This is a genomic window from Chitinimonas violaceus (assembly GCF_052601015.1).
Window position 1 is genome coordinate 102223 of record NZ_JBQXDJ010000004.1, and the last position, 20235, is coordinate 122457.

The window sequence follows — 20235 nt, forward strand, 5'->3', positions numbered from 1 at the left end:
CCCCTGTCGTTTACTCCTCCGTTGTCACTGGCTTTTTGCGCGACTTGGGCATGTCGACAAAGATCACGCTACCCTGCGGCTTTTTGCCGAACAGCGAGCCTTCCGAAGTGCCGCCCGAGCAACCATTTCCAAAGGTAAAGCCGCAGCTGCCCTTGTCGTTGAAGCTGTCCTCGACCATTTCCTTATGGCTAGTCGGAATCACGAAGCGGTCTTCGTAATTGGCAATCGCCATAATCTGGTACATGTCTTCCACCGTGGCGGCATCCAGACCGACCTTGCTGATCAGGCTGGTCTCGGCGCGGCCGTATACCACTTCGCTACGCTTGTAAGCGCGCATGGCGATCATGCGTTCCAGCGCGGTAACCACCGGCTGTTCCTTGCCAGCAGTCAACAGGTTGGCCAGATAGCGCACCGGAATACGCAGGCTCTTCACGTCTGGAATGATGGTGTTGCCCACGGTGCTGTGCGGCATACGACCAGCCTCTGCCGCGCCCTGAATGGGCGAGAGCGGCGGGATGTACCAAACCATGGGCAGCGTGCGGTACTCGGGATGCAGCGGGAAGGCCACCTTCCACTCACAGGCCATCTTGTAGACCGGGCTCTTGCGGGCGGCTTCCAGCCAACTCTCCGGGATACCTTGCTTGCGGGCTTCGGCGATCACGGCCGGCGAGTGCGGATCAAGGAAAACCTTAAGTTGCTCTTCATACAGATCCTGCTCGTTCGGTGCGGATGCCGCAGATTCGATCATGTCGGCGTCGTACAGCAGCACGCCCAGATAACGGATACGTCCTACGCAGGTCTCCGAGCAGACGGTCGGCTGACCCGCCTCAATACGTGGGAAGCAGAACGTGCACTTCTCGGCCTTGCCGGATTGCCAGTTGTAGTAAATCTTCTTGTACGGGCAGCCGGAGATACACATCCGCCAGCCACGGCACTTGTCTTGATCCACCAAAACGATGCCATCGTCTTCCCGCTTGTAGATCGAGCCCGACGGGCAGGAAGCGACACAGGTCGGGTTCAGGCAGTGCTCGCACAGGCGCGGCAGATACATCATGAAGGTGGACTCGAAGGTCGAGTACAGCTCCTTCTGCACGCCTTCAAACAGCGCATCGCGGGAACGGGAGCTGAACTCGCCACCCAGATCGTCTTCCCAGTTCGGGCCCCATTCGATCTTGTCCATCTTCTTGCCGGTAATCACCGATACCGGCCGCGCGGTGGGCGGTGTCTGGCTCAGTGGCGCGTTCTTCAGATGCTCGTAATCGTAGGTAAACGGCTCGTAATAGTCGTCAATCGCCGGCAGGTTCGGGTTGGCAAACAGATTAGCCAGAATCTTCAGCTTGCCGCCCTGGCGCGGTTGCAGCTTGCCATTGGCATTGCGCTGCCAGCCGCCATGCCACTTGCCCTGGTTTTCCCATTCCTTGGGGTAACCGATGCCGGGCTTGGTTTCCACATTGTTGAACCAGGCGTATTCCACGCCATCGCGGCTGGTCCAGACGTTCTTGCAGGTAACGGAACAGGTATGGCAGCCGATGCATTTGTCCAGATTCAGCACCATACCGACTTGGGCGCGGATTTTCATTTGGCGACTCCTTCTTCCTCAACACGCGGACCTTCCAGCCAATCCACCTTCTTCATCTTGCGCATCACCACGAATTCATCGCGGTTGCTGCCTACGGTGCCGTAGTAGTTGAAACCATACGCCTGCTGGGCATAGCCGCCGATCATGTGGGTAGGCTTGAGCACCGTGCGGGTCACTGAGTTATGGATGCCGCCGCGCTTGCCACTGGTTTCTGTGCCGGGCACGTTAACGATCTTCTCCTGAGCGTGATACATCATCGTCATACCTACCGGCACCCGTTGGCTAACCACCAGTCGCGCCGTCAAGGTACCGTTGACGTTGAACACCTCCACCCAGTCGTTGTCGACAAGGCCGGCTGCCTTGGCATCCTTTTCCGACACCCAAATATGTGGGCCGCCACGGCTGAGCGTAAGCATGCGCAAATTATCTGAATAGGTGCTGTGAATTCCCCACTTCTGGTGTGGGGTAATAAAGTTCAGCACCAGTTCTTTCTCACCATTCGGGTGGCGACCCAACATAGGCTTGATGGTTTTGGTATCGATAGCCGGCTTGTATACACAGAAGCCCTCGCCAAAATCCAGCATCCAGCGGTGATCCTGATAGAACTGCTGGCGGCCGGTCAGCGTGCGCCAGGGGATCAGCTCGTGGACATTGGTGTAGCCGGCGTTGTAGCTGACTTCTTCCGATTCCAGACCCGACCAGGTTGGCGCCGAGATGATCTTGCGGGGCTGCGCCTGCACATCGCGGAAGCGAATCTTGTCGTGTTCACGACCTACCGCCAGATGGGTATGGTCGCGCCCTGTGATCCTGGAGAGCGCATCCCAGGCCTTCACCGAGACATGGCCGTTGGTTTCTGGCGCAAAGGTCAGGATCATCTCGGAGGCGTCAATGGCACTATCCAGACGTGGACGCCCCTTGCTGACACCTTCCTCTGCCACCGTTTTGATCAGGCCAGCGATCTCATGTACTTCGTGCTTGGTATCCCAGTTGATGCCTTTGCCACCGTTGCCCAGCTTGTCGAGCAGCGGGCCGATGGAGGTGAACTTTTTGTAGATGTCGTTGTAGTTACGTTCTACCACCGTCATGTTCGGTGCCGTCTTGCCCGGAATCAGATCGCACTCGCCGTGCTTCCAGTCCTTCGGTTCCAGCGGCTGACCCAATTCCCCTGGGGTGTCATGCATCAGCGGGGTCAGCACGAGGTCTTTACGGGTACCCAGATAGGGGCCGCCGATCTCGCTGAACTTCTTGGCTAGCAGCTTATAAATCTCCCAGTCGGTTTTGCTTTCCCACAGTGGCTGCACGGCTTCACTCAGTGGGTGAATGAAGGGGTGCATGTCAGACGTATTCAAATCGTCCTTTTCGTACCAAGTGGCGGTTGGCAACACGATATCGCCGTACAAGCAGGTGGTGCTCATACGGAAATCCAGCACGGTCAACAGATCCAGCTTGCCCTCGGCTGCCTGATCATGGAACTTAACCTCGGAGGGCTTGATGGCATCTGCTTCATCGCCAAACATCGCGTTCTGAGTGCCCAGCAGGTACTTGAGGAAATATTCATGGCCCTTACCGCTGGAACCGAGGATGTTGGAGCGCCACACAAACATGTTACGAGGGAAGTTGGCGGGGTTGTCCGGGTCGTCGCAGCTCATCTGCAGACCGCCCGATTTGAGCTTGCTGGCAGCGAACGTAACCGGGTCTTGGCCAGCCGCTTCAGCTGCATCCACCACATCCAGCGGGTTGGTCTGCAACTGCGGGCAGGATGGCAACCAGCCCATGCGCTCGGACTTGGCGTTCAGGTCGAGTATGCTCATGCGGTCATACTTGGCACGGTCGGCTGTCGGTGCGAGGATTTCATCCACATGCAGCTTTTCATGCCGCCACTGGCTGGTGTGCGCGTAGAAGAAACTGGTGCCGTTCATCTGGCGCGGTGGGCGCGACCAGTCGCTGGCAAAGGCCAGCGGCGCCCAGCCGAACTGCGGGCGCAGCTTTTCCTGGCCCACATAGTGCGCCCAGCCGCCACCGCTCTGACCCACGCAGCCGCACATCATCAGCAGGTTGATGATGCCGCGGTAGGTCATGTCCATGTGATACCAGTGGTTGAGCGCGGCACCGACAATCACCATGCTCTTGCCATGCGTATCGTGCGCGTTCTGCGCAAATTCGCGCGCCACCTGGATCACCAGTTCCGGCTTCACACTGGTGTGCTTTTCCTGCCATGCCGGGGTGTAGGGCACGTCCTGGTTGTAGCTGCTGGCCACATTGGCGCCGCCCAGACCACGGTCCACACCGTAATTGGCCATCTGCAAGTCATACACGGTAGCCACCAGCGCGCTGCTGCCGTCGGCCAGGGTAATGCGCTTGACCGGCACATTGCGCACCAGCAGCTCGTCGTGCTCGCCACCAAAGTAAGGGAAACCCACGCCGGCCACATCGTCGCGGCTGTCGATCAGGCTCAAGAGCGGATCGACCTCGCGGCCACTGCCGCCATCCTTCTGTTCCAGATTCCAGCGCCCCACCTTCTCGCCGTCATTCACCTTGCCTTCGCCCCAGCGGAAACCGATGGCGCCGTTCGGCACCACGATATCGCCCGTCCTGGCGTCGATTTCCAGCGTCTTCCACTCGGGATTGTTCGCTTCGCCGTGGTTGCCAGCCAGGTGGGCGGCACGCAGGAAGTGATCGGGCACCAGGCAGCCGTTGCGCTCCTTAAGCAGCACCAGCATCGGCATGTCGGTGTATTGCTTGGCGTAGCTGCTGAAATATTCCGATTTGCCGCCGTGGTGGAATTCCTTCAGCACCACATGACCCATGGCCATGGCCAGCGCGGCATCGGTGCCCTGCTTGGGCGCCAGCCATATATCGCCGAACTTGACCATTTCGCCAAAATCGCTGGAAACGGCCACCGTCTTGGTGCCCTTGTAGCGCACCTCGGTATAGAAGTGGGCATCGGGCGTGCGCGTCATCGGCACGTTCGAGCCCCACACCATCAGGTAGGTCGAGTTGTACCAGTCGGCCGACTCGGGCACATCGGTCTGCTCACCCCAGATTTGCGGGCTGGCGGGCGGCAGATCGCAATACCAGTCGTAAAAACTCAGGCAGCCGCCGCCGATCAGGCTCAGATAACGCGCACCGGCGGCGTAGCTGACCATACTCATCGCCGGAATCGGCGAGAAACCGACCACGCGGTCCGGGCCGTATTTCTTGATGGTGAGCGCATTGGCTGCGGCAATGATCTCGGTCGCCGTATCCCAGTCAGCGCGCACAAAGCCGCCCTGCCCGCGCACGCTCTTGTAGCGTTTGGCTTTTTCCGGGTTCTGGCTGATGGATTCCCAGGCCGCAATCGGATCCATGGTCTTGCGCGCCTCACGCCACATCTCGATCAGGCGGCCGCGAATCATCGGGTACTTCACGCGCTGGGCCGAATACACATACCAGCTATACGACGCGCCACGCGGGCAGCCGCGCGGTTCGTGATTGGGCAGGTCTGGCCGGGTGCGCGGGTAGTCGGTCTGCTGGGTTTCCCAGGTGATCAGGCCGTTCTTCACGTAAACCTTCCAGCTACACGAGCCGGTGCAGTTCACGCCGTGGGTGGAACGCACGATCTTGTCGTGCTGCCAGCGCGAACGGTAGGCGTCTTCCCACTTGCGGTCTTCATCGACAACGGCACCATGGCCATCGGCAAACGTGGATTTGACCCTGGATAGGAATTTCAGTCTGTCCAGAAAATGGCTCATGGTGTTTCTCCGTTATTGGCCACGAGGCGAGCGGCAAGATGGGATCAGTGTCGCCGTCTGCCACCGCGCGGAACATTCATCGGTGGAAGGGGGTGGGCGCTGCGCTCGAACTAGTTCTTCTGGCGTAGCAGCGCGCCCGGATACCCATTCAGCAAGGCATTTCCGCGCCCTTGCGCGCGTAGAACCACCAGGTGATCACCATGCAGCTCAGGTAGAAAACGACAAAGACATAGAGCGCCGCATCCACGCTGCCGGTCATATCCAGCGCAGTGCCGAAGCTCTTGGGGATGAAGAAGCCGCCATAAGCACCAATGGCACCCGAGAAGCCGAGTACGGCGGCGGCTTCCTTGTTGCCGTCCTGCACGGCCTGCTTTTGTTCGGCCATGCTGCTGCCGGCGGCACGCTGACGTTCGGTGAGGAAGATCACCGGAATCATGCGGAAGGTGGAGCCGTTACCGATGCCAGTCAGCGCGAACAGCACGATGAACATGGCCAGGAAGCCGTAGAAGTCGCCACCTACACCGCCGCGTGGTAGAAAGTGAATGACACCGAACACCGCCGCCGTCATCGCGGCAAAAGTCAGCAGCGTAACCAGCGCACCGCCGAGCCTGTCCGACACCCAGCCACCCAAGGGGCGCGCCAAAGCGCCAACCAATGGGCCGAGGAAGGCGTATTGGGTGGGGTTCACATCAGGGAATTGCGACTTGGTCAGCATGGCCAGGCCAGCCGAAAAGCCGATAAACGAACCGAAGGTGCCGATATACAACCAGCACATCAGCCAGTTGTGCTTGCGCTTGAAGATCACCGCCTGCTCGGCAAACGAGGCCTTGGCATCGGCAATGTCATCCATACCGAACCAGGCCGCCAGCGCGGCCACGGCAATGAAGGGCACCCAGATGAAGCCGGCGTTCTGCAGCCAGATGCTCTTCTCCACGCCATCCTTCACATAGCTATGGCCATCACCCGCGATACCGCCGAGAAAGGCGCCAGCAATCACCAGCGGCACCACGAACTGCACCAGACTCACGCCCAGATTGCCGATGCCCGCGTTAAGCCCGGTGGCCAATCCCTTCTTCGACTTGGGAAAGAAGAAGCTGATATTGGCCATGCTGGAACTGAAGTTGCCGCCGCCCAAGCCGCATAGCAGGGCCAGGATCAGCAGAGTGGGAAAGCTGGTAGTGGGATCTCGCAGCGCGAAGCCCATGCCCAGTGCGGGAATCAGCAGGCTGGCGGTGGAAATGGCGGTCCATTTGCGGCCACCGAAAATCGGCACCAGAAAACTGTAGAAGATACGCAGCGTGGCGCCCGACAGTGCCGGCAGCGCGGTGAGCCAGAACATCTGGTTCTTGCTGAGCTGGAAGCCTGCTTTGTCGAGGTTCACCACCACCACGCTCCACAGCATCCAGACACTGAAAGCCAGCATCAGGGCGGGGATGGAGATCCATAGATTACGGTTGGCAATGCGCGAGCCGGACTTGTTCCAGAAAATCGGGTTTTCCGGGTCCCAGCGTTCAAGTACATGGGAGGACATGGTGTTTCTCCAGAAAGCGGAGGCGGCGCCGCCGCCCCCGGTGATGAATCAGTGAGTGGGCGCAACCTTGCCGGCGAGGGCCTTCTGGCCCTCGGCCACGCTTTCGGCGCGGAAGCTGAAGTGCATCCACACGAGGCTGACGCAGACGGTGCCGTAGAGCAGCATGAAGCAGCTGGAGCGCACGCCGGTCAGGTCCAGCACCAGACCAAACAAGATGGGCAGCAGGAATCCGCCCAGGCCACCAGCGAGGCCCACTACACCGGATACGACACCGATATTGGTGGGGAAGTCATCCGAGATGAACTTGAACACCGAGGCCTTGCCGATGGCGGTGGCCACACCGACCACGAACAGCAGGAAGGTGAACGCCCAAGGGCCAAGGCCGATATGGAAGGTTTGCGGGCCGTTCACGGTGAGCACCGTGAAGTCGGTTTGCGGGTAACTGAGCAGGAAGAAGCACACCCAGCACACCCACATCACCCACCAGGTGGTCTTGTAGGCACCCTGCTTGTCGGCGATCCAGCCGCCGATCGCGCGCAGCACGCCACCGGGCAGGGAGAAGCAGGCAGCCAGCAAGGCGGCAAGCTTCAGGTCGAAGCCGTATTCGCCGATGTAGTACTTGGTCATCCACAGCGCGAGGCCCACATAGCCACCGAACACCACCGAGTAGTACTGGCAGTAGCGCCATACGCGCGGGTCGCGCAGCATTTTCATCTGCTCGACAAAGTTGACCGTGGACGGCACGTTGTGCGCTGGGTTGGTCCTGGAGCCAAACCAGAACAGGATGGCGGTGATCAGCATGGCCACCGAGTACACCTGCGGCACGATCATCCAGGCACCACCGGCCGCGGCAATCAGCGCCGGCGCAACGAACTTGGTGAGCGCCGAGCCCGAGTTACCGGCACCGAACACCCCCATGGCAAAGCCCTGATGGCTCTTGGGAAACCAGCGCGCGACATAGGGCGTACCCACCGAGAACGAACCGCCGGCCAGACCCACGAACAGCGCCAGCACCAGGAAGTGCCAGTATTCGGTGGCATAGCTCATCAACCAGATCGGAATCACGGTGGAGAGCATCAGCAGGAACAGCACGATGCGGCCACCGAAGCGGTCGGTCCATATACCCAGCGGTACACGCACCAGCGAGCCAGTCAACACCGGCATGGCTGCCAACAGGCCAAACTGGGTTTCGGACAAACCCAGCTGCTTTTTGATAGGTATGCCGAGCACCGCAAACATCATCCATATGGCAAAACAGATGGTGAAGGCGAAGGTGCTGGAGACCAGAACAGGAATCGCGCCTGGAGGAGCTTTGTCTTGCGCGGTCGTCACGATGGCTCTCTCGATCTTTCAAGGATTTGTGAGAGCAAGCTTAGGGATCACGGCAGCCTGCCACCATTCGCCACTAGACCAGCAGGCCCAGCGCAATGGAACTAGTTCTAGCAGCCTATAGCACCATTCACCCGGCAACTAAGGGTTGATTTTCTGGTACCCGCCCCCAACTGATGCAAATGGACAAAGAAGACGGACGCAAGCTGTCGCGGCAAGAACAGCACGAAAGGCGCAAGCAAGCTGTGAGGCTGCATCGGCGTGGCATGCCCATCAAGGAAGTGGCGGCCAGCCTGGGCGTGGCGGAGGGAACTGTGCGCAGCGCAGTCAAGTCGGCCGATGCCGGGGGCCTCAAGGCGCTAGCCCCTCAACCCACAGGGCGCTCGCTGGGCCAGCAGCGGTGCCTGAGCGCCAATCAGGAACTACACATCCAGCGTTTGATCTGCAAGAACCGCCCCGAGCAACTCAAGCTGGAATTTGCGTTGTGGACGCGCGCGGCGCAGCTGCGCCGTGGCGCGGTCAACGATGAAGTGGAGCTGGAGAAATCAATGGCGGCCTGCGCCTGATCGCCGTTGTCACACATGAGAGCAGCAACAGCCTGGGTTTAGCCGTAGGTGCCGATGCTTTCGCGCTGATCAAGTCATCCTCCGTGATCGTACTGACCGATGACGAAGGCGCCCGCTTCTCTGCCCGCAACCGGCTGGCCGGCCAGGTCTCACGCTTGCAGCCGGGGGGGGTCAACACCGAAGTCGTGATCGACTTGAGCGCCGGCGGGAGCATCGCCGCCATCATTACCAACGACAGTGTAGAAAACTTGGCATTGGCGGTTGGCAAGCTAGCCTCGGCCATGTTCAAGGCATCCAGCGTTATCTTAGGCGTACCAGCTTAATTCCCACCCGAAGCCTGGCGAGTCAGATGCTCAGTCTGACTGTTCCGGGCATCTAGCCGGCCTGTGCTTTACACCTGGCGTTAGCTGCCCACGCGGCGCGCCGTCCCCTGCAAGCTCGTCACAGCCTAGCCGTTTGGATGAGCTTGTCTAGCCCGGATATTTCACGAAGAGGGGTCGGCGAAGGGCCGGAGGCCGCATAGAATAAGCTTCTCAAACCAATACTCATGCAACTTCGCCGATGCCAAAGTGTACCGCAGACCGGATGGAATTTGGGCGCCTGGGGCGCCGCCTGATTGAAGCCAACTTCGAGGGGGGACCGATCAGCTCAGATGGCGGTTTGCTCCTACTGCAGCAGATGGATCGTCGCATCGGGCTCTCGACCGCCGTAGCCCGGGCACTGCACGATCCGCGCAATCAGGACCTCGTCACCCATGCGCTACGCGATCTCGTCGCTCAGCGCTTATATGGCCTATGTTGTGGTTACGAGGATTTGAATGATCACGCCGTGTTGCGCCACGACCCGCTGATGCAGACCGCGGTCGGTTCCAGCAATGCAGCGTGGCAGCCTGGGAGGCCGACTTGGAACGGCGCTACGCTCAGACCCAGGTGAAGCAACGTGCAATCCACGAATTTCACTATGCCGCCGACAGTTGGGACTGCAAGCGGCGGATCGTGACCCGTCTGGAGTTCGGCAGCCAGGGGATCAACCCGCGGTTCATCGTCACCAATCTGGATCGGCCAGCCGAATCCTTGTATGACGACCTCTACTGCCAGCGTGGTGAGGCAGAAAACCGGATCAAGGAAACCCAGCTCGATCTGTTTGGCACCCGTGCCAGTTGCCACCGTTTCCTGGCCAATTGGCTGCGGATTCTATTCGCTGCGCTGGCTTATACGCTGATGCAGCGCTTGCGCGAGGTGGCGCTGGCAGGGGCCGAATTGGCCAAGGCCACCGCCGCCAGCATTCGCGGGCGGCTGCTCAAGATCGGTGCCGTCGTGATTCGCAACAGTCGGCGCATCCGCATCCTGCTTGCCTCCCACCACCCTTTGCGGGATCTGTTCTTTACGGCGTATCGCGCTCTGGCCTCTCCGTAGTAACTTCCCAGTGCGTCCCCGACATGTTGACACTTCGGGGGTAGGGGAAGCGCCGTCCAGAAACTGGCACGGCGACCCATTCCCGCTCATCCTGATCGTCCTGAATGCTGGTTCAATGAACCAGCGCGGCTGCCATCATGATGCGACATGAGGGTGAAATATCCGGGCTAGTTCCTTATGCCTATGGCCCCGCCCTGCACCGTATGACACGCTGTATTACGCCAAAACCTTGACGCACGACAGGGTGATCCCCGCCCTGGCAAGGCATGCTGGCACCGTTGCCCCGCAAGCGAGCTTCTCATGTGGATAACCACTTCAACCAAGGCCCCCATCAGCCAGGCACCCAGCTTTGATGACCCGGTCGGCCTGCTTACCGCCTGTCACGACAATGTCCGCCGCTTCTGTGCACTGAGCCTCAAGCTGGACACCCATATAAGCCAGCAGGGCGTGGACGAAGAAGCCGCCACAGCGGCGAGCAATATCCTGCGTTACTTCGATAATGCCGCGCCGCTGCATCACGCTGATGAGGAAGACGATTTGTTTCCGTCCCTGCGGGCACTGGATGATCCGAAACTCAGCGCTGATCTGAAACAGATTGAGGCCGAGCACGCCGAGCTGGCCCGACTCTGGAGTGACGTACGCCCCTGGATGCAGGCCATTGCAGACCGTGCCGCACCGGTACGGCCCGCCTCGCTTGCCGCTTTCGCCCATGACTACCCGGCCCACGCCGCCCGTGAAGAAGCCCTGCTCTACCCGGCCGCCCAACGCCTGCCAGCAGACCCCCTGGCGCGCATAGGCCGCAATATGAGCCAACGCCGCGGAGTTACGCGATGAGCCTCACCCTCTTCGACGCACCCGCCGCCGACCCTGGCACCGGTTTGCAGCGACTGTTTGCGGTCCCCCACCGAGCTTATTTTGGCGCAGGTGTCATTGCGATTCTCAGCCTGGCCCTATGGTGGGCGGTGGCCATTGCGCAGCCGCTTGTTGGCAGCTACCCGGCCTTGCAGGTACACGGCTTGCTGACGCCGCTGGGGGTATTTCCGCTGTTCATGTTGGGTTTCATCTTTACGGCCGGGCCACGCTGGCTCAACGTCAGCGATCCCGGCCAGGCCAGCCACCATCTGCCGCTCGCGCTGCTCTATCTGCTGGGGCTCTGGCTTGCGCTGGCAGGCTTCAGCTACGGTGGCCGTTGGCCCACCACCGGCCTGTTGCTGATGCAGATCAGCTGGACCTTCGCCACGCTGCGCTGGCTGCGTATCTATCAACTAAGCACCGTACCGGACAAACGCCATGCCCTGCGCATCCTGATCGCCATGACGGTGGGCGCCATGGCGCTGATGGTCGCGGTCCTGTGGGTACAGTCGGGGGATGGCCTACTGTGGTGGTTTGCCCGGCAACTGACCTTCTGGGGCTTGTTGCTGCCGGTGTTTGTCACCGTCTCGCACCGCATGGTGCCGTTCTTTACTCAATCCGCCCTGCCTAGCCATACCAGCTGGCGGCCCAATTGGCTGCTGGATACCTGGCTGGCCGGTTGCGCCGTGCTGATTGTGGCCGATGCACTGGGCCAGAATTTCATTGCCAGCAGCGCTGCCTTGGCATTGGCGGCTAGCCTGGGCTTTACCAGCTGGCGATGGGGGCTGGTAGCCAGCTTGCAAAACCGGCTATTGGCCATGCTGCACCTTAGCTTTGCCTGGTTGGCGCCGGCCCTGCTATTGCAAGGTTTGCAAAGTGCTGGCGTGTCGGTGGGTGCAGCGCCAGCTCACGCTTTGGGCTTGGGCTTTTGTTGCACCATGCTGGTTGGATTTGTCACTCGCGTCACCCTCGGCCACGGTGGCCGTGATCTGGTGGCGGATAACGGTTACTGGGCTATTTACCTGGGCCTGCATGGGATTGCCCTGCTGCGGGTAGGTTTGGCTTTGTTCGGTGGGCCGGCGGCTTACCTGCATCTGGCATCGGCCGGTTGGCTGTTGCTTATGCTGATTTGGGCCGCGCGCGTCCTACCCATCTACTGGCAGCCGCGCTTTGACGGCAAGCCGGGCTGAAAACGGAGCGCACACCATGGCCAAGAAATTTCCCAGCCACCCCAAGCACCCCGAGCGCATCTGCTGGGGTTGCGATAAGTACTGCCCGGCCGATTCACTCAATTGCGGCAACGGCACCGACCGCACCCAGCACCCGGTGGAATTCTGGGGCGACGACTGGCAGGAATGGGGGCAGGACGCCGCACCAGACACTGCCGAACTGCCTGGCCCAAGCCAAGATGAGCCCCCGTTCGCCTCACTTTGATGCCCTGACATGTCTATCCCGACCTCTGCGTCAACAACCAGCTCAAGTTCCGCTATGTGTTGATGGATAGCTGGTTTTCGGCGAAGGAGAACTTTGATTTGATTCGTGCCAGACGCAAGCACTTTGTCGCGGCATTGAAAGACAACCGGCTGGTGGCGCTCAGCGCCGCTGACCGACAGCAGGGCCGCTTCGTGCGGGTGGATTCATTGGTGTTATCGGATAAGCAGACGGTGCGTGGCTGGCTCAAGGGTTTCGATGAAGAAGTCTTGATTGTCCGGCGCGTCTTTACAAACAAAGACGGCAGCAGCGGTGAGTTGAATCTGGTGTGCAGTGATCTGACGTGCGACGGCGAGCAGGTCGCCCAACTCCATCAGAAACGGTGGAAGGTAGAGGAGTTCCATAAATCGCTGAAGTCCAATGCGGGTTTGGCGAAGTCACCGACACGTCGGGTACGGACCCAGCAAAACCACGTGTTCATGTCGATGTACGCCGTCTTCAAGTTGGAGTGCTTGAAGATGACGCACAAACTCAACCACTTCGCCTTGCGCTCCAGGCTTTACATCAAAGCCATCAAACTGGCCTATGACGAGCTGCTGGAGATGCGAGCGGCTGCGTAACATCAGTGAGTAATTGGAAAGAATTGGACGCTGTTACCTGGTAACTATTGGGCGCTGTTTGACAGCCTAGGCGCTTACGAGTAGGCTTTCCTTGAGCGGCATCAAGCCTGGCTAGTTCAGGATAAAGTATTTAAAAATCAATAACTTGATTGTTGATTGACTGGCCGCCATACAGCAGGGCTTCCAGGGCGTCAGGGTCTGGAATCTGTACGTCACGCTTATCTACCTGGATCAAACCCTTAACGCTGAGCTGGTGCAGCAGCCGCGACAGGGTTTCCGGCGTCAGGCCCAGCTTGGAGGCGATCACATTCTTATAGAACGGGAAATGCACCTGGCCGTTTTCTCGTGGCTGCTTGAGCAGAAAACTGATCACCCGCTGTGAGGCGTTCTGCAGATTGATGGTTTCGATGTCTTGCACCAGGGCATGCAGGCGCAGGGACAAGCCGGCCAGCATGCGGCGGGCAAAGGACGTATCGTGGTCAATGGCGGCGTAGATGTCCTGCTTGTCGATCCAGATCAGCAAGGTGTCTTCCAGGGCCTGCGCCTGCACCATATACGGCTTGTCGAGAAACATGACCGCCTCGCCAAAGGCTTGGCCGGGGCTGAAGAACTCGATCACTTTCTCCTGCCCGCTGGGGGAGGGTATGGCCAGCTTGATGCCGCCAACCGCCACCACATATAGCCCGTTGGCCGGATCACCCCGGTGAAACACGAACTGATGCTTGGCCACCCGCACCTGCTGACTGGCGCGGGCCATCAGCGCTAGTTGATCGGCGTCCAGGTTACGGAACAGTGGCAGGCGTAGCAGTAAGGAATCCACATCTAGTTTATGGGCCATGGACGTGTGCCTCAGGTGCGAGAAAGATGGGTCGATGCTAGGCGCTGACAATGGCGCTGGATATTCACCGAGTGGGCTAGATACATCGGCAGGTTCGGTAGGTGCTGGTGAGTGCTCCTCTATCGGTATTCAAATTGCTCAAACCACTCGGCCAATTGGCTTTGGGCCCGGATGCTCAGCACCGCATCCGGCGGTACATCGGGGCTGCTGCGGTAGCGCTGTACCGCATAGTGGCGCACGCCGCTTTCGGCCAGACCTTTGGCGAGCTTGAGCAGACGTGCTTCGCTGAGCCAAGCTGGGCTCCAGGTAGTACGGCACTCAAACTTGCTACCGGCTGCCAGTAGCATTTCCAGACAAATACCGGTGGGCCCGCGACTACGCGGGCGGCCAGTCAACGCGTCGTATCCTTCCGGGTCGGTTTTGATGTCAAGCCCCACCCAGTCGAGATAAGCCAAAACAGCGGCCAGGCGATTGGGGTAGATGCCGGCACTGTGCAGCGCCACTTTGAAGCCCATGGTTTTCACTGTCTTGATCATCTCGGGCAGGGCGGCTTCACTCAAAGGCTCGCCGCCCGAGAACACCACCCCATCCAACAGCCCACGGCGGCTCTGCAGCCAGTTGCACATGGCGGCCCATGAATAGCGGCAGGCTCGCTCCTGCAGATGCGGGTTATGGCAGTAGTGGCAGCGCCATGGACAGCCGCCGATGAACAGCACGGCGGCCAGATGGCCGGGCCAATCCACGCTGGAGAACGGGACTAACCCTGCCAACGCAGGCTCATCGGGACCAAGCTGCGCCGGCTCTGCTGCCAGCAGGCGCAGCGGAATGTGCCAGTCAGCCAGCGGCGATATTTCAGACATGATGCTGTTCGGTGAAGAAGCGGCGCTCATTGAATTCTCCTTGCTTGCCGGTGTTGAAGGAGGAGACCGGGCGGTGGTAGCCCATGACGCGGGTCCAGACTTCGCAGCGGGTGCGCTGAGCGTTATCAAGCTGGCGAGCGGTGGTGGGGACGGGGGTGACGACGGCTGCGATCATGGTGTGGTTTCCTGGTTGGAGTAGGTGGTGGGTTAATTGCAGCAAGCCGGTTCACGGGCCAGCAGCTCGGCATCACACTTGGGGCAGTAGGGGTGGTGCCCGCTCAGGTAGCCGTGCTTGGGGCAGATCGAGAAGGTGGGTGTGACGGTGATATAGGGCAGGCGGAAATTGCTCAGCGCGCGGCGTACCAGCTGCTTGCAGGCCTCGCTGCTGCTGATGGCTTCGTTCATATACAGATGCAGCACGGTGCCGCCGGTGTACTTGCCCTGCAGTTCTGCCTGCAGGGTCAGCGCCTCGAACGGGTCGTCGGTGTAGCCGACCGGTAGCTGGCTGGAGTTGGTGTAGTACGGTTGCTCGGCGCTGCCAGCCTGCAGGATGTCAGGCCAGCGCTTGTTGTCTTCGCGGGCAAAGCGGTAGGTGGTGCCCTCGGCTGGTGTGGCTTCCAGGTTGTACAGGTGGCCGGTACTTTCCTGGAACTCGGTCATCCGTGCCCGCACATGGTCTAGCAGCCGCACTGCCATGGCATGGCCTTCCGGCGCGGTGATGTCGTAGGTGTCCCGGCTGAGGTTGCGCACCATTTCGTTGATGCCGTTCACGCCCAGGGTGCTGAAATGATTGCGCAGGGTGCCCAGATAGCGCTTGGTGTAAGGGTATAGACCCTGGTCGATATAGCGCTGCACCACCTTGCGCTTCACTTCCAGCACGTCGCGGCCCAGGTCCAGCAACCGGTCCAGCGCCGCCAGCAGGCCGGCCTCGTCATCCCGATGCAGATAGCCCAGCCGGGCACAGTTGACGGTGACTACCCCGACCGAGCCGGTTTGCTCGGCCGAGCCGAACAGGCCATTGCCGCGCTTCAGCAATTCTCGTAAATCCAGCTGCAGCCGGCAGCACATCGACCGCACCATCTGCGGCTCCAGGTCGGAATTGAGGAAGTTCTGGAAGTACGGTAATCCATACTTTGCGGTCATTTCGAACAGCAGCTCGGTGTTCGGGTGATTCCAGTCAAAGTCCGGCGTGATGTTGTAGGTGGGGATCGGGAAGGTGAAAGCGCGGCCCTTGGCGTCGCCGGCCATCATCACCTCGATATAGGCCCGGTTGATCAGGTCCATCTCGACCTGCAACTCGCCGTAGCTGAACGGCATCTCCTCACCACCGATATAGGGAATCTGCTCGGCCAGGTCGGCGGGGCAAGTCCAGTCGAAGGTCAGGTTGGTGAACGGCGTCTGGGTACCCCAGCGGCTGGGCACGTTCAGGTTGTAGATCAGCTCCTGCATGGCCTGTTTCACCTCGCGATAGCTCATGCCATCGTGGCGGATAAAGGGCGCCATATAGGTATCGAAAGAGCTGAACGCCTGGGCGCCGGCCCATTCGTTCTGCAGGGTACCAAGGAAGTTGACGATCTGGCCGATGGCGGCCGACATGTGCTTGGGCGGTGTCGCTTCCACCTTGCCGGGTACGCCGTTAAAGCCCTCGGTGAGCAGTTGGCGTAGCGACCAGCCAGCGCAGTAGCCGCTGAGCATGTCCAGATCGTGGATATGGATATCGCCCTCGCGGTGGGCCCGGCCGGCTTCGGGGCTGAGTACATGGCTGAGCCAGTAATTGGCGGTGACCTTGCCCGCCACGTTCAGGATCAACCCGCCCAGGCTGTAACCCTGATTGGCATTGGCGTTGACCCGCCAGTCGCGTTGGTCCAGGTACTCCTCCATCGCGCTTTCCACATCCACCAGGGTGTGTTTGAGATCGCGCAGGCGGGCGTGCTGCTCGCGGTAGACAATGTAGGCGCGGGCGGTGCGCCAGCAACCGGCGGCGACCAGGATTTCCTCGGCCCGGTTCTGGATGGTCTCGATGCCAGGGCAGGGTTGGTCGGCCAGGCTGGCCAGCATACGCTCGGTCAGCAGGCCGGCGACAATGGGGTCGAATTCGCCGGTGGCGCGGCCAGCGGCAGCCAGGGCTTGCTGGATTTTGCTTGGGTCGAAGGCGGCCAGTGTGCCGTCACGCTTCAATACTTGCTGCGGATGCATAAAACACTCCATCTAGTATTTATTGGTGAAGACTAGCACTAGATATAGTGTTTTAGGGCGGGTGGTGGGCGGTGGTTTGTAAAGGTTTGACCGAGGTCAAGTTTGCGAAAAAAGCGTGGGAAAGGAGTTCAGCACCGATGTAGAAACAGGGTGATCAGCAGTACCGCATCCTGCACGCATACCAATGCATGGGGCTCGGCATCTTGCAGATAAACCAGTGCACCGGCGGTGAGCTGATGGGTCTGGTCGTGGCAGCTGAAGCGCACTTCGCCGCTCAGGCATTGCACGCTCATAGCACCTGCCGCCTTGTGCGATTGCATCTGCGCGCCGGCAGGCAGGCTCAGGCGGAAAATCTCGATATGCGCATCACGCACCAGTACTTCATTGGAGGCCGGCGTGTTGGCGAGCGGGGCGGATATCCAGACCAGATCGCCAGATTTTGCGTGGGTTTGGGCCATGTACGGACTCCTGGTCGTGCCACCCGGCCGTGGTGTTGCTTTACTTGCTCAGATGGTTTTTGAATAGCGCACCAGCGGCTGACCGGTCTGCAGGTAGCGATCAAACACCATCGCAACATTGCGTACCAGCAAACGGCCTCGGGGCAAGACCTGCAACTGATTTGCGTCCATGTTGATCAGCCCGTCATCGATCAGCGCTTGTAGCTTGGACATTTCGGCCTGGAAGTAATCCCTGAAATGGATTTGCCATTGCGCGGCAAAGTCGGCCAGCTCGATGCGGAATTCACACATCAGCTGTTGAATAAGATGACGGCGCAACTCGTCGTCGCGGCCCAGACTGATGCCGCGGAACAAGGGCAGCCGCCCGGCGTCCAGTTGCGCATAGTAGTCATCAGTGCCGCGGACATTCTGGTTGTAGCTGGGACCTATCTTGCCGATGCCGGAAACCCCCAGCGCCAGCAGGTCGATATCGTCGTGGGTTGAATAGCCCTGGAAGTTGCGGTGCAGGGTGCCGCTACGCTGGGCGCGCGCCAGCTCGTCATCGGGCAGGGCAAAGTGATCCATGCCGATATACACATAGCCGGCATCGGCTAATTTGGCGATGGCCAGGCTGAGTAGCTCCAGCTTGGTGTCCTGGCTGGGCAGGTCAGCTTCGTTGATCTGCCGCTGGGTTTTAAACAGGTGTGGCAGGTGGGCGTAGTTGTAGATTGATAGCCGATCCGGCCGCGAGGCGATGACCTTGTCCAGCGTTGCGCCAAAACCCGGTAGTGTTTGCAGGGGCAGACCGTAGATCAGGTCGATGGACACCGATTTGAACTGGTTGTCCCGAGCCGCATTGATGACTCGCAGTGTCTCTTCCTCGCTCTGGATGCGATTGACCGCCTGTTGCACCGCCGGGTCGAAATCCTGCACGCCCAGGCTCATGCGGTTAAAACCAAGCTCACCCAGCAGCGCGATGGTGGCGGGCTCAACCTTACGCGGGTCGATCTCGATCGAGTATTCGCCCTCATCTTTAGGGGCAAATTCAAAGTGCTTGCGCAGGGTGCCTAAGAACCTGTCTAAAGTCTTTCCTAATCCAACGAGATGCTTGATCCTTGCCGGATGAGAACCCCTTACCCCAGCGATATCAGTCGCGAACAGTTCGAACACATCCGCCCACTGCTCGAAAGCGCCCGCAAAAAGACCAGCCCTCGCCGAATCGACTTGTACGAGGTGTTTTGCGCCGTCCTCTACCTCCTCAAAACCGGCTGCCAGTGGCGCATGCTGCCTGCCGAGTTCCCCAAATGGCGTACCGTGTATGCGTACTTCTCCATCTGGCGCGAGGTGCAAGAAGATGGAGCCAGCCTGCTACAACAGGCGCTTAAAAAATCAGGTTGGCGCGGCCCGTATCAAACTGGGGCGGAGCGCCAATACGACGTTCTTGATCGTCGACGCGCAGAGCGTGAAGAACACCGATAACGCTAGGCACAAGGGTTACGACGCCGGCAAGAAAGTGTCGGGTATCAAGCGTCACATTGCGGTGGATACTCAGGGTCTACCGCATGCAATAGCGGTTACCACGGCTGAAGTAACGGACCGTAAGGGGATACTGCAGGCAATGATGCAGTGGCGTGGCAATCTGCAGCAGGTACACAGCGTTTTGGCGGATAGCGGCTATGTGGGGAAGCCGTTTGCAGAGGCGGTCAATGAGTTGATTGGCGCGACGGTACAGATTGCCAAGCGTAGCGAGCTGCACACGTTCGCGGTGATGCCACAACGTTGGGTGGTGGAGCGTAGCTTTGCGTGGCTGGAGAAGTGCCGACGGTTGTGGAAGAACTGCGAGCGAGAACTCAACACGAGCTTACAGTTCGTCCATTTGGCTTTCCTCTCGGTACTGCTCAAAAGACTTTAGACAGGTTCTAACAGCCGGCTTAGCTGCGCATCGGACAGAAAGGTTGGCGTACCGCCGCCAAAATGCAGCTGCTCTACCCGTGCCTTGCCGGCAAACAGCGGTGCTTGCAGGGCGATTTCCTTATCCAGATAGTCCAGATAGACCTCGGCATGGCCACGGTTCTTGGTGATGATCTTGTTGCAGCCGCAGTAGTAGCAGATGGTGTTGCAGAAAGGGATATGCACATACAGCGAGAGCGGTGTCTGCTGCCCGGCCGGGAAAGCGCGTGCGACCTGATCGCGGTAGCTCGTCTCATCGAAGCCGGCATGAAAGCGGTCGGCAGTTGGATACGAGGTATAGCGCGGGCCATTGCTCGCCATGCGGGCAATCAAGGCTTTATCAAACTGCAGGCCATGCACCGAAAATGCATCGTCAGTGGCTGGGCTGGAGGAGTGGGGAGCGGTGTTCGACATAGCGATAGGTCCTAAGGAATACCCGGCGTTGCGCACTTAGCGCGCGCTGGCGGCCGGGTAAAAATGCAGCTGAGCCAGCAATGGTGCCGGGCTGACGACCAGATCTGCCAGGGTGGTTTGATCCAGGGTGGCATAGAGGGTTTCAAACGCGTGCCGCAGCACACCGGCCAATTTGCAATCGGCGCTGATGCGGCATTGGTTGTTGGGCGAAAAGCATTCCACGATGGCACCGTCGCCTTCGGCGCTGCGTAGCACCTGGCCGATACGAATCTGCTGGGCCGGGCGAGCCAGCCGGATACCGCCGCCCTTGCCACGCAAGGCAGCCACATCGCCCTGTTTGACCAGGTGGTTCACCACCTTCATCAGGTTGTTAGCGGAGATGTCGTAGGCCTCGGCAATTTGCTGGATGGTGACAAGTTCATCCGGATGTACGGCCAGGTACATCAGTACGCGCAGGGTGTAATCACTAAAGCTGGTGAGTCTCAT

At 59.8% G+C, this 20235-nt stretch carries 19 protein-coding genes and 1 pseudogene; 8 read left to right on the forward strand and 12 right to left on the reverse strand.

The features are described from left to right. Positions 1-10: 10 nt before the first annotated feature. The 4 genes from narH to ACUHMQ_RS02685 form a co-directional block, all read right to left on the reverse strand. Positions 11-1579 carry a nitrate reductase subunit beta gene (gene narH / locus ACUHMQ_RS02670; RefSeq protein WP_445293900.1) on the reverse strand — a complete coding sequence of 523 codons (1569 nt, stop codon included), beginning with the start codon at positions 1577-1579 and terminating at the stop codon, positions 11-13. Beyond that, a complete protein-coding gene (locus ACUHMQ_RS02675) occupies positions 1576-5310 on the reverse strand; it encodes a nitrate reductase subunit alpha (protein WP_445293901.1) in 3735 nt (1244 codons plus the stop codon). The genes narH and ACUHMQ_RS02675 overlap by 4 nt, the downstream gene beginning before the upstream one ends. A 148-nt stretch (positions 5311-5458) precedes the next feature. Beyond that, complete coding sequence (locus ACUHMQ_RS02680) at positions 5459-6841, reverse strand: NarK family nitrate/nitrite MFS transporter (protein WP_445293902.1); 1383 nt, start codon at positions 6839-6841, stop codon at positions 5459-5461. Positions 6842-6889: 48 nt separating this feature from the next. Then, positions 6890-8173: an MFS transporter gene (locus tag ACUHMQ_RS02685; RefSeq protein ID WP_445293903.1), complete on the reverse strand. Its 1284-nt coding sequence runs from the start codon at positions 8171-8173 to the stop codon at positions 6890-6892. A 173-nt stretch (positions 8174-8346) separates the two neighbouring features. On the opposite strand from ACUHMQ_RS02685, the gene ACUHMQ_RS02690 reads away from it, so the two are divergent. From ACUHMQ_RS02690 to ACUHMQ_RS02720, 7 genes and pseudogenes are all read left to right on the forward strand, one after another. Next, positions 8347-8736, forward strand: coding sequence for a helix-turn-helix domain-containing protein (locus ACUHMQ_RS02690; protein ID WP_445293904.1), 390 nt, complete (start codon positions 8347-8349; stop codon positions 8734-8736). Between the two features lie 83 nt (positions 8737-8819). Continuing rightward, positions 8820-9059: a TOBE domain-containing protein gene (locus ACUHMQ_RS02695; protein WP_445293905.1), complete on the forward strand. Its 240-nt coding sequence runs from the start codon at positions 8820-8822 to the stop codon at positions 9057-9059. Between the two features lie 238 nt (positions 9060-9297). Further along, a pseudogene (locus ACUHMQ_RS02700) lies at positions 9298-10151 on the forward strand (transposase). A 300-nt stretch (positions 10152-10451) separates the two neighbouring features. Continuing rightward, a complete protein-coding gene (locus tag ACUHMQ_RS02705) occupies positions 10452-10985 on the forward strand; it encodes a hemerythrin domain-containing protein (RefSeq protein WP_445293906.1) in 534 nt (177 codons plus the stop codon). After that, positions 10982-12193: an NnrS family protein gene (locus ACUHMQ_RS02710; RefSeq protein WP_445293907.1), complete on the forward strand. Its 1212-nt coding sequence runs from the start codon at positions 10982-10984 to the stop codon at positions 12191-12193. The genes ACUHMQ_RS02705 and ACUHMQ_RS02710 overlap by 4 nt, the downstream gene beginning before the upstream one ends. A gap of 16 nt (positions 12194-12209) precedes the next feature. Beyond that, positions 12210-12437, forward strand: a complete 228-nt coding sequence (locus ACUHMQ_RS02715) for a DUF3079 domain-containing protein (RefSeq protein WP_445293908.1) — start codon at positions 12210-12212, stop codon at positions 12435-12437. A 56-nt stretch (positions 12438-12493) separates the two neighbouring features. Beyond that, positions 12494-13054 carry a transposase gene (locus ACUHMQ_RS02720; protein ID WP_445293909.1) on the forward strand — a complete coding sequence of 187 codons (561 nt, stop codon included), beginning with the start codon at positions 12494-12496 and terminating at the stop codon, positions 13052-13054. A gap of 130 nt (positions 13055-13184) precedes the next feature. Here ACUHMQ_RS02720 and ACUHMQ_RS02725 read toward each other — a convergent pair whose 3' ends face one another. The 6 genes from ACUHMQ_RS02725 to hemN form a co-directional block, all read right to left on the reverse strand. Further along, positions 13185-13892 (reverse strand): Crp/Fnr family transcriptional regulator, encoded by a 708-nt coding sequence (locus tag ACUHMQ_RS02725; protein ID WP_445293910.1) that lies wholly within the window; start codon positions 13890-13892, stop codon positions 13185-13187. Between the two features lie 119 nt (positions 13893-14011). Continuing rightward, entirely contained in the window at positions 14012-14782 is a 771-nt protein-coding gene (locus ACUHMQ_RS02730; protein ID WP_445293911.1) for an anaerobic ribonucleoside-triphosphate reductase activating protein, read from the reverse strand. Continuing rightward, complete coding sequence (gene nrdD, locus ACUHMQ_RS02735; RefSeq protein WP_445293912.1) at positions 14745-14927, reverse strand: anaerobic ribonucleoside-triphosphate reductase; 183 nt, start codon at positions 14925-14927, stop codon at positions 14745-14747. Before nrdD ends, ACUHMQ_RS02730 begins: the two co-directional genes overlap by 38 nt. Positions 14928-14959: 32 nt before the next feature. Beyond that, positions 14960-16948 carry a ribonucleoside triphosphate reductase gene (locus ACUHMQ_RS02740; protein WP_445293913.1) on the reverse strand — a complete coding sequence of 663 codons (1989 nt, stop codon included), beginning with the start codon at positions 16946-16948 and terminating at the stop codon, positions 14960-14962. A gap of 128 nt (positions 16949-17076) precedes the next feature. Further along, complete coding sequence (locus ACUHMQ_RS02745) at positions 17077-17406, reverse strand: cupin domain-containing protein (protein WP_445293914.1); 330 nt, start codon at positions 17404-17406, stop codon at positions 17077-17079. Between the two features lie 48 nt (positions 17407-17454). Continuing rightward, positions 17455-18555, reverse strand: a complete 1101-nt coding sequence (gene hemN, locus ACUHMQ_RS02750) for an oxygen-independent coproporphyrinogen III oxidase (RefSeq protein ID WP_445293915.1) — start codon at positions 18553-18555, stop codon at positions 17455-17457. On the opposite strand from hemN, the gene ACUHMQ_RS02755 reads away from it, so the two are divergent. Next, positions 18508-19297, forward strand: a protein-coding gene (locus tag ACUHMQ_RS02755) for an IS5 family transposase (RefSeq protein ID WP_445293916.1) whose coding sequence is annotated in 2 segments (ribosomal slippage) — positions 18508-18770 and positions 18769-19297 — 792 coding nt in all. Because the reading frame shifts where the segments join, the coding sequence is not laid out codon by codon here. The two genes, hemN and ACUHMQ_RS02755, sit on opposite strands and share 48 nt — an antisense overlap. Here the strand turns inward: ACUHMQ_RS02755 and ACUHMQ_RS02760 are convergent. Beyond that, positions 19294-19749, reverse strand: coding sequence for a radical SAM protein (locus ACUHMQ_RS02760; RefSeq protein WP_445293917.1), 456 nt, complete (start codon positions 19747-19749; stop codon positions 19294-19296). The two genes, ACUHMQ_RS02755 and ACUHMQ_RS02760, sit on opposite strands and share 4 nt — an antisense overlap. 36 nt (positions 19750-19785) lie before the next feature. Beyond that, positions 19786-20235: an RrF2 family transcriptional regulator gene (locus ACUHMQ_RS02765; RefSeq protein ID WP_445293918.1), complete on the reverse strand. Its 450-nt coding sequence runs from the start codon at positions 20233-20235 to the stop codon at positions 19786-19788.

What these genes read in the sequence shown, in the direction of transcription:
- narH (WP_445293900.1), bottom strand. Translation starts at nt 1,579, where the DNA reads ATGAAAATCCGCGCCCAAGTCGGTATGGTGCTGAATCTGGACAAATGC.
- ACUHMQ_RS02675 (WP_445293901.1), bottom strand. Translation starts at nt 5,310, where the DNA reads ATGAGCCATTTTCTGGACAGACTGAAATTCCTATCCAGGGTCAAATCC.
- ACUHMQ_RS02680 (WP_445293902.1), bottom strand. Translation starts at nt 6,841, where the DNA reads ATGTCCTCCCATGTACTTGAACGCTGGGACCCGGAAAACCCGATTTTC.
- ACUHMQ_RS02690 (WP_445293904.1), top strand. Translation starts at nt 8,347, where the DNA reads ATGCAAATGGACAAAGAAGACGGACGCAAGCTGTCGCGGCAAGAACAG.
- ACUHMQ_RS02705 (WP_445293906.1), top strand. Translation starts at nt 10,452, where the DNA reads ATGTGGATAACCACTTCAACCAAGGCCCCCATCAGCCAGGCACCCAGC.
- ACUHMQ_RS02710 (WP_445293907.1), top strand. Translation starts at nt 10,982, where the DNA reads ATGAGCCTCACCCTCTTCGACGCACCCGCCGCCGACCCTGGCACCGGT.
- ACUHMQ_RS02715 (WP_445293908.1), top strand. Translation starts at nt 12,210, where the DNA reads ATGGCCAAGAAATTTCCCAGCCACCCCAAGCACCCCGAGCGCATCTGC.
- ACUHMQ_RS02725 (WP_445293910.1), bottom strand. Translation starts at nt 13,892, where the DNA reads ATGGCCCATAAACTAGATGTGGATTCCTTACTGCTACGCCTGCCACTG.
- ACUHMQ_RS02730 (WP_445293911.1), bottom strand. Translation starts at nt 14,782, where the DNA reads ATGAGCGCCGCTTCTTCACCGAACAGCATCATGTCTGAAATATCGCCG.
- nrdD (WP_445293912.1), bottom strand. Translation starts at nt 14,927, where the DNA reads ATGATCGCAGCCGTCGTCACCCCCGTCCCCACCACCGCTCGCCAGCTT.
- ACUHMQ_RS02740 (WP_445293913.1), bottom strand. Translation starts at nt 16,948, where the DNA reads ATGCATCCGCAGCAAGTATTGAAGCGTGACGGCACACTGGCCGCCTTC.
- ACUHMQ_RS02745 (WP_445293914.1), bottom strand. Translation starts at nt 17,406, where the DNA reads ATGGCCCAAACCCACGCAAAATCTGGCGATCTGGTCTGGATATCCGCC.
- ACUHMQ_RS02760 (WP_445293917.1), bottom strand. Translation starts at nt 19,749, where the DNA reads ATGTCGAACACCGCTCCCCACTCCTCCAGCCCAGCCACTGACGATGCA.
- ACUHMQ_RS02765 (WP_445293918.1), bottom strand. Translation starts at nt 20,235, where the DNA reads ATGAGACTCACCAGCTTTAGTGATTACACCCTGCGCGTACTGATGTAC.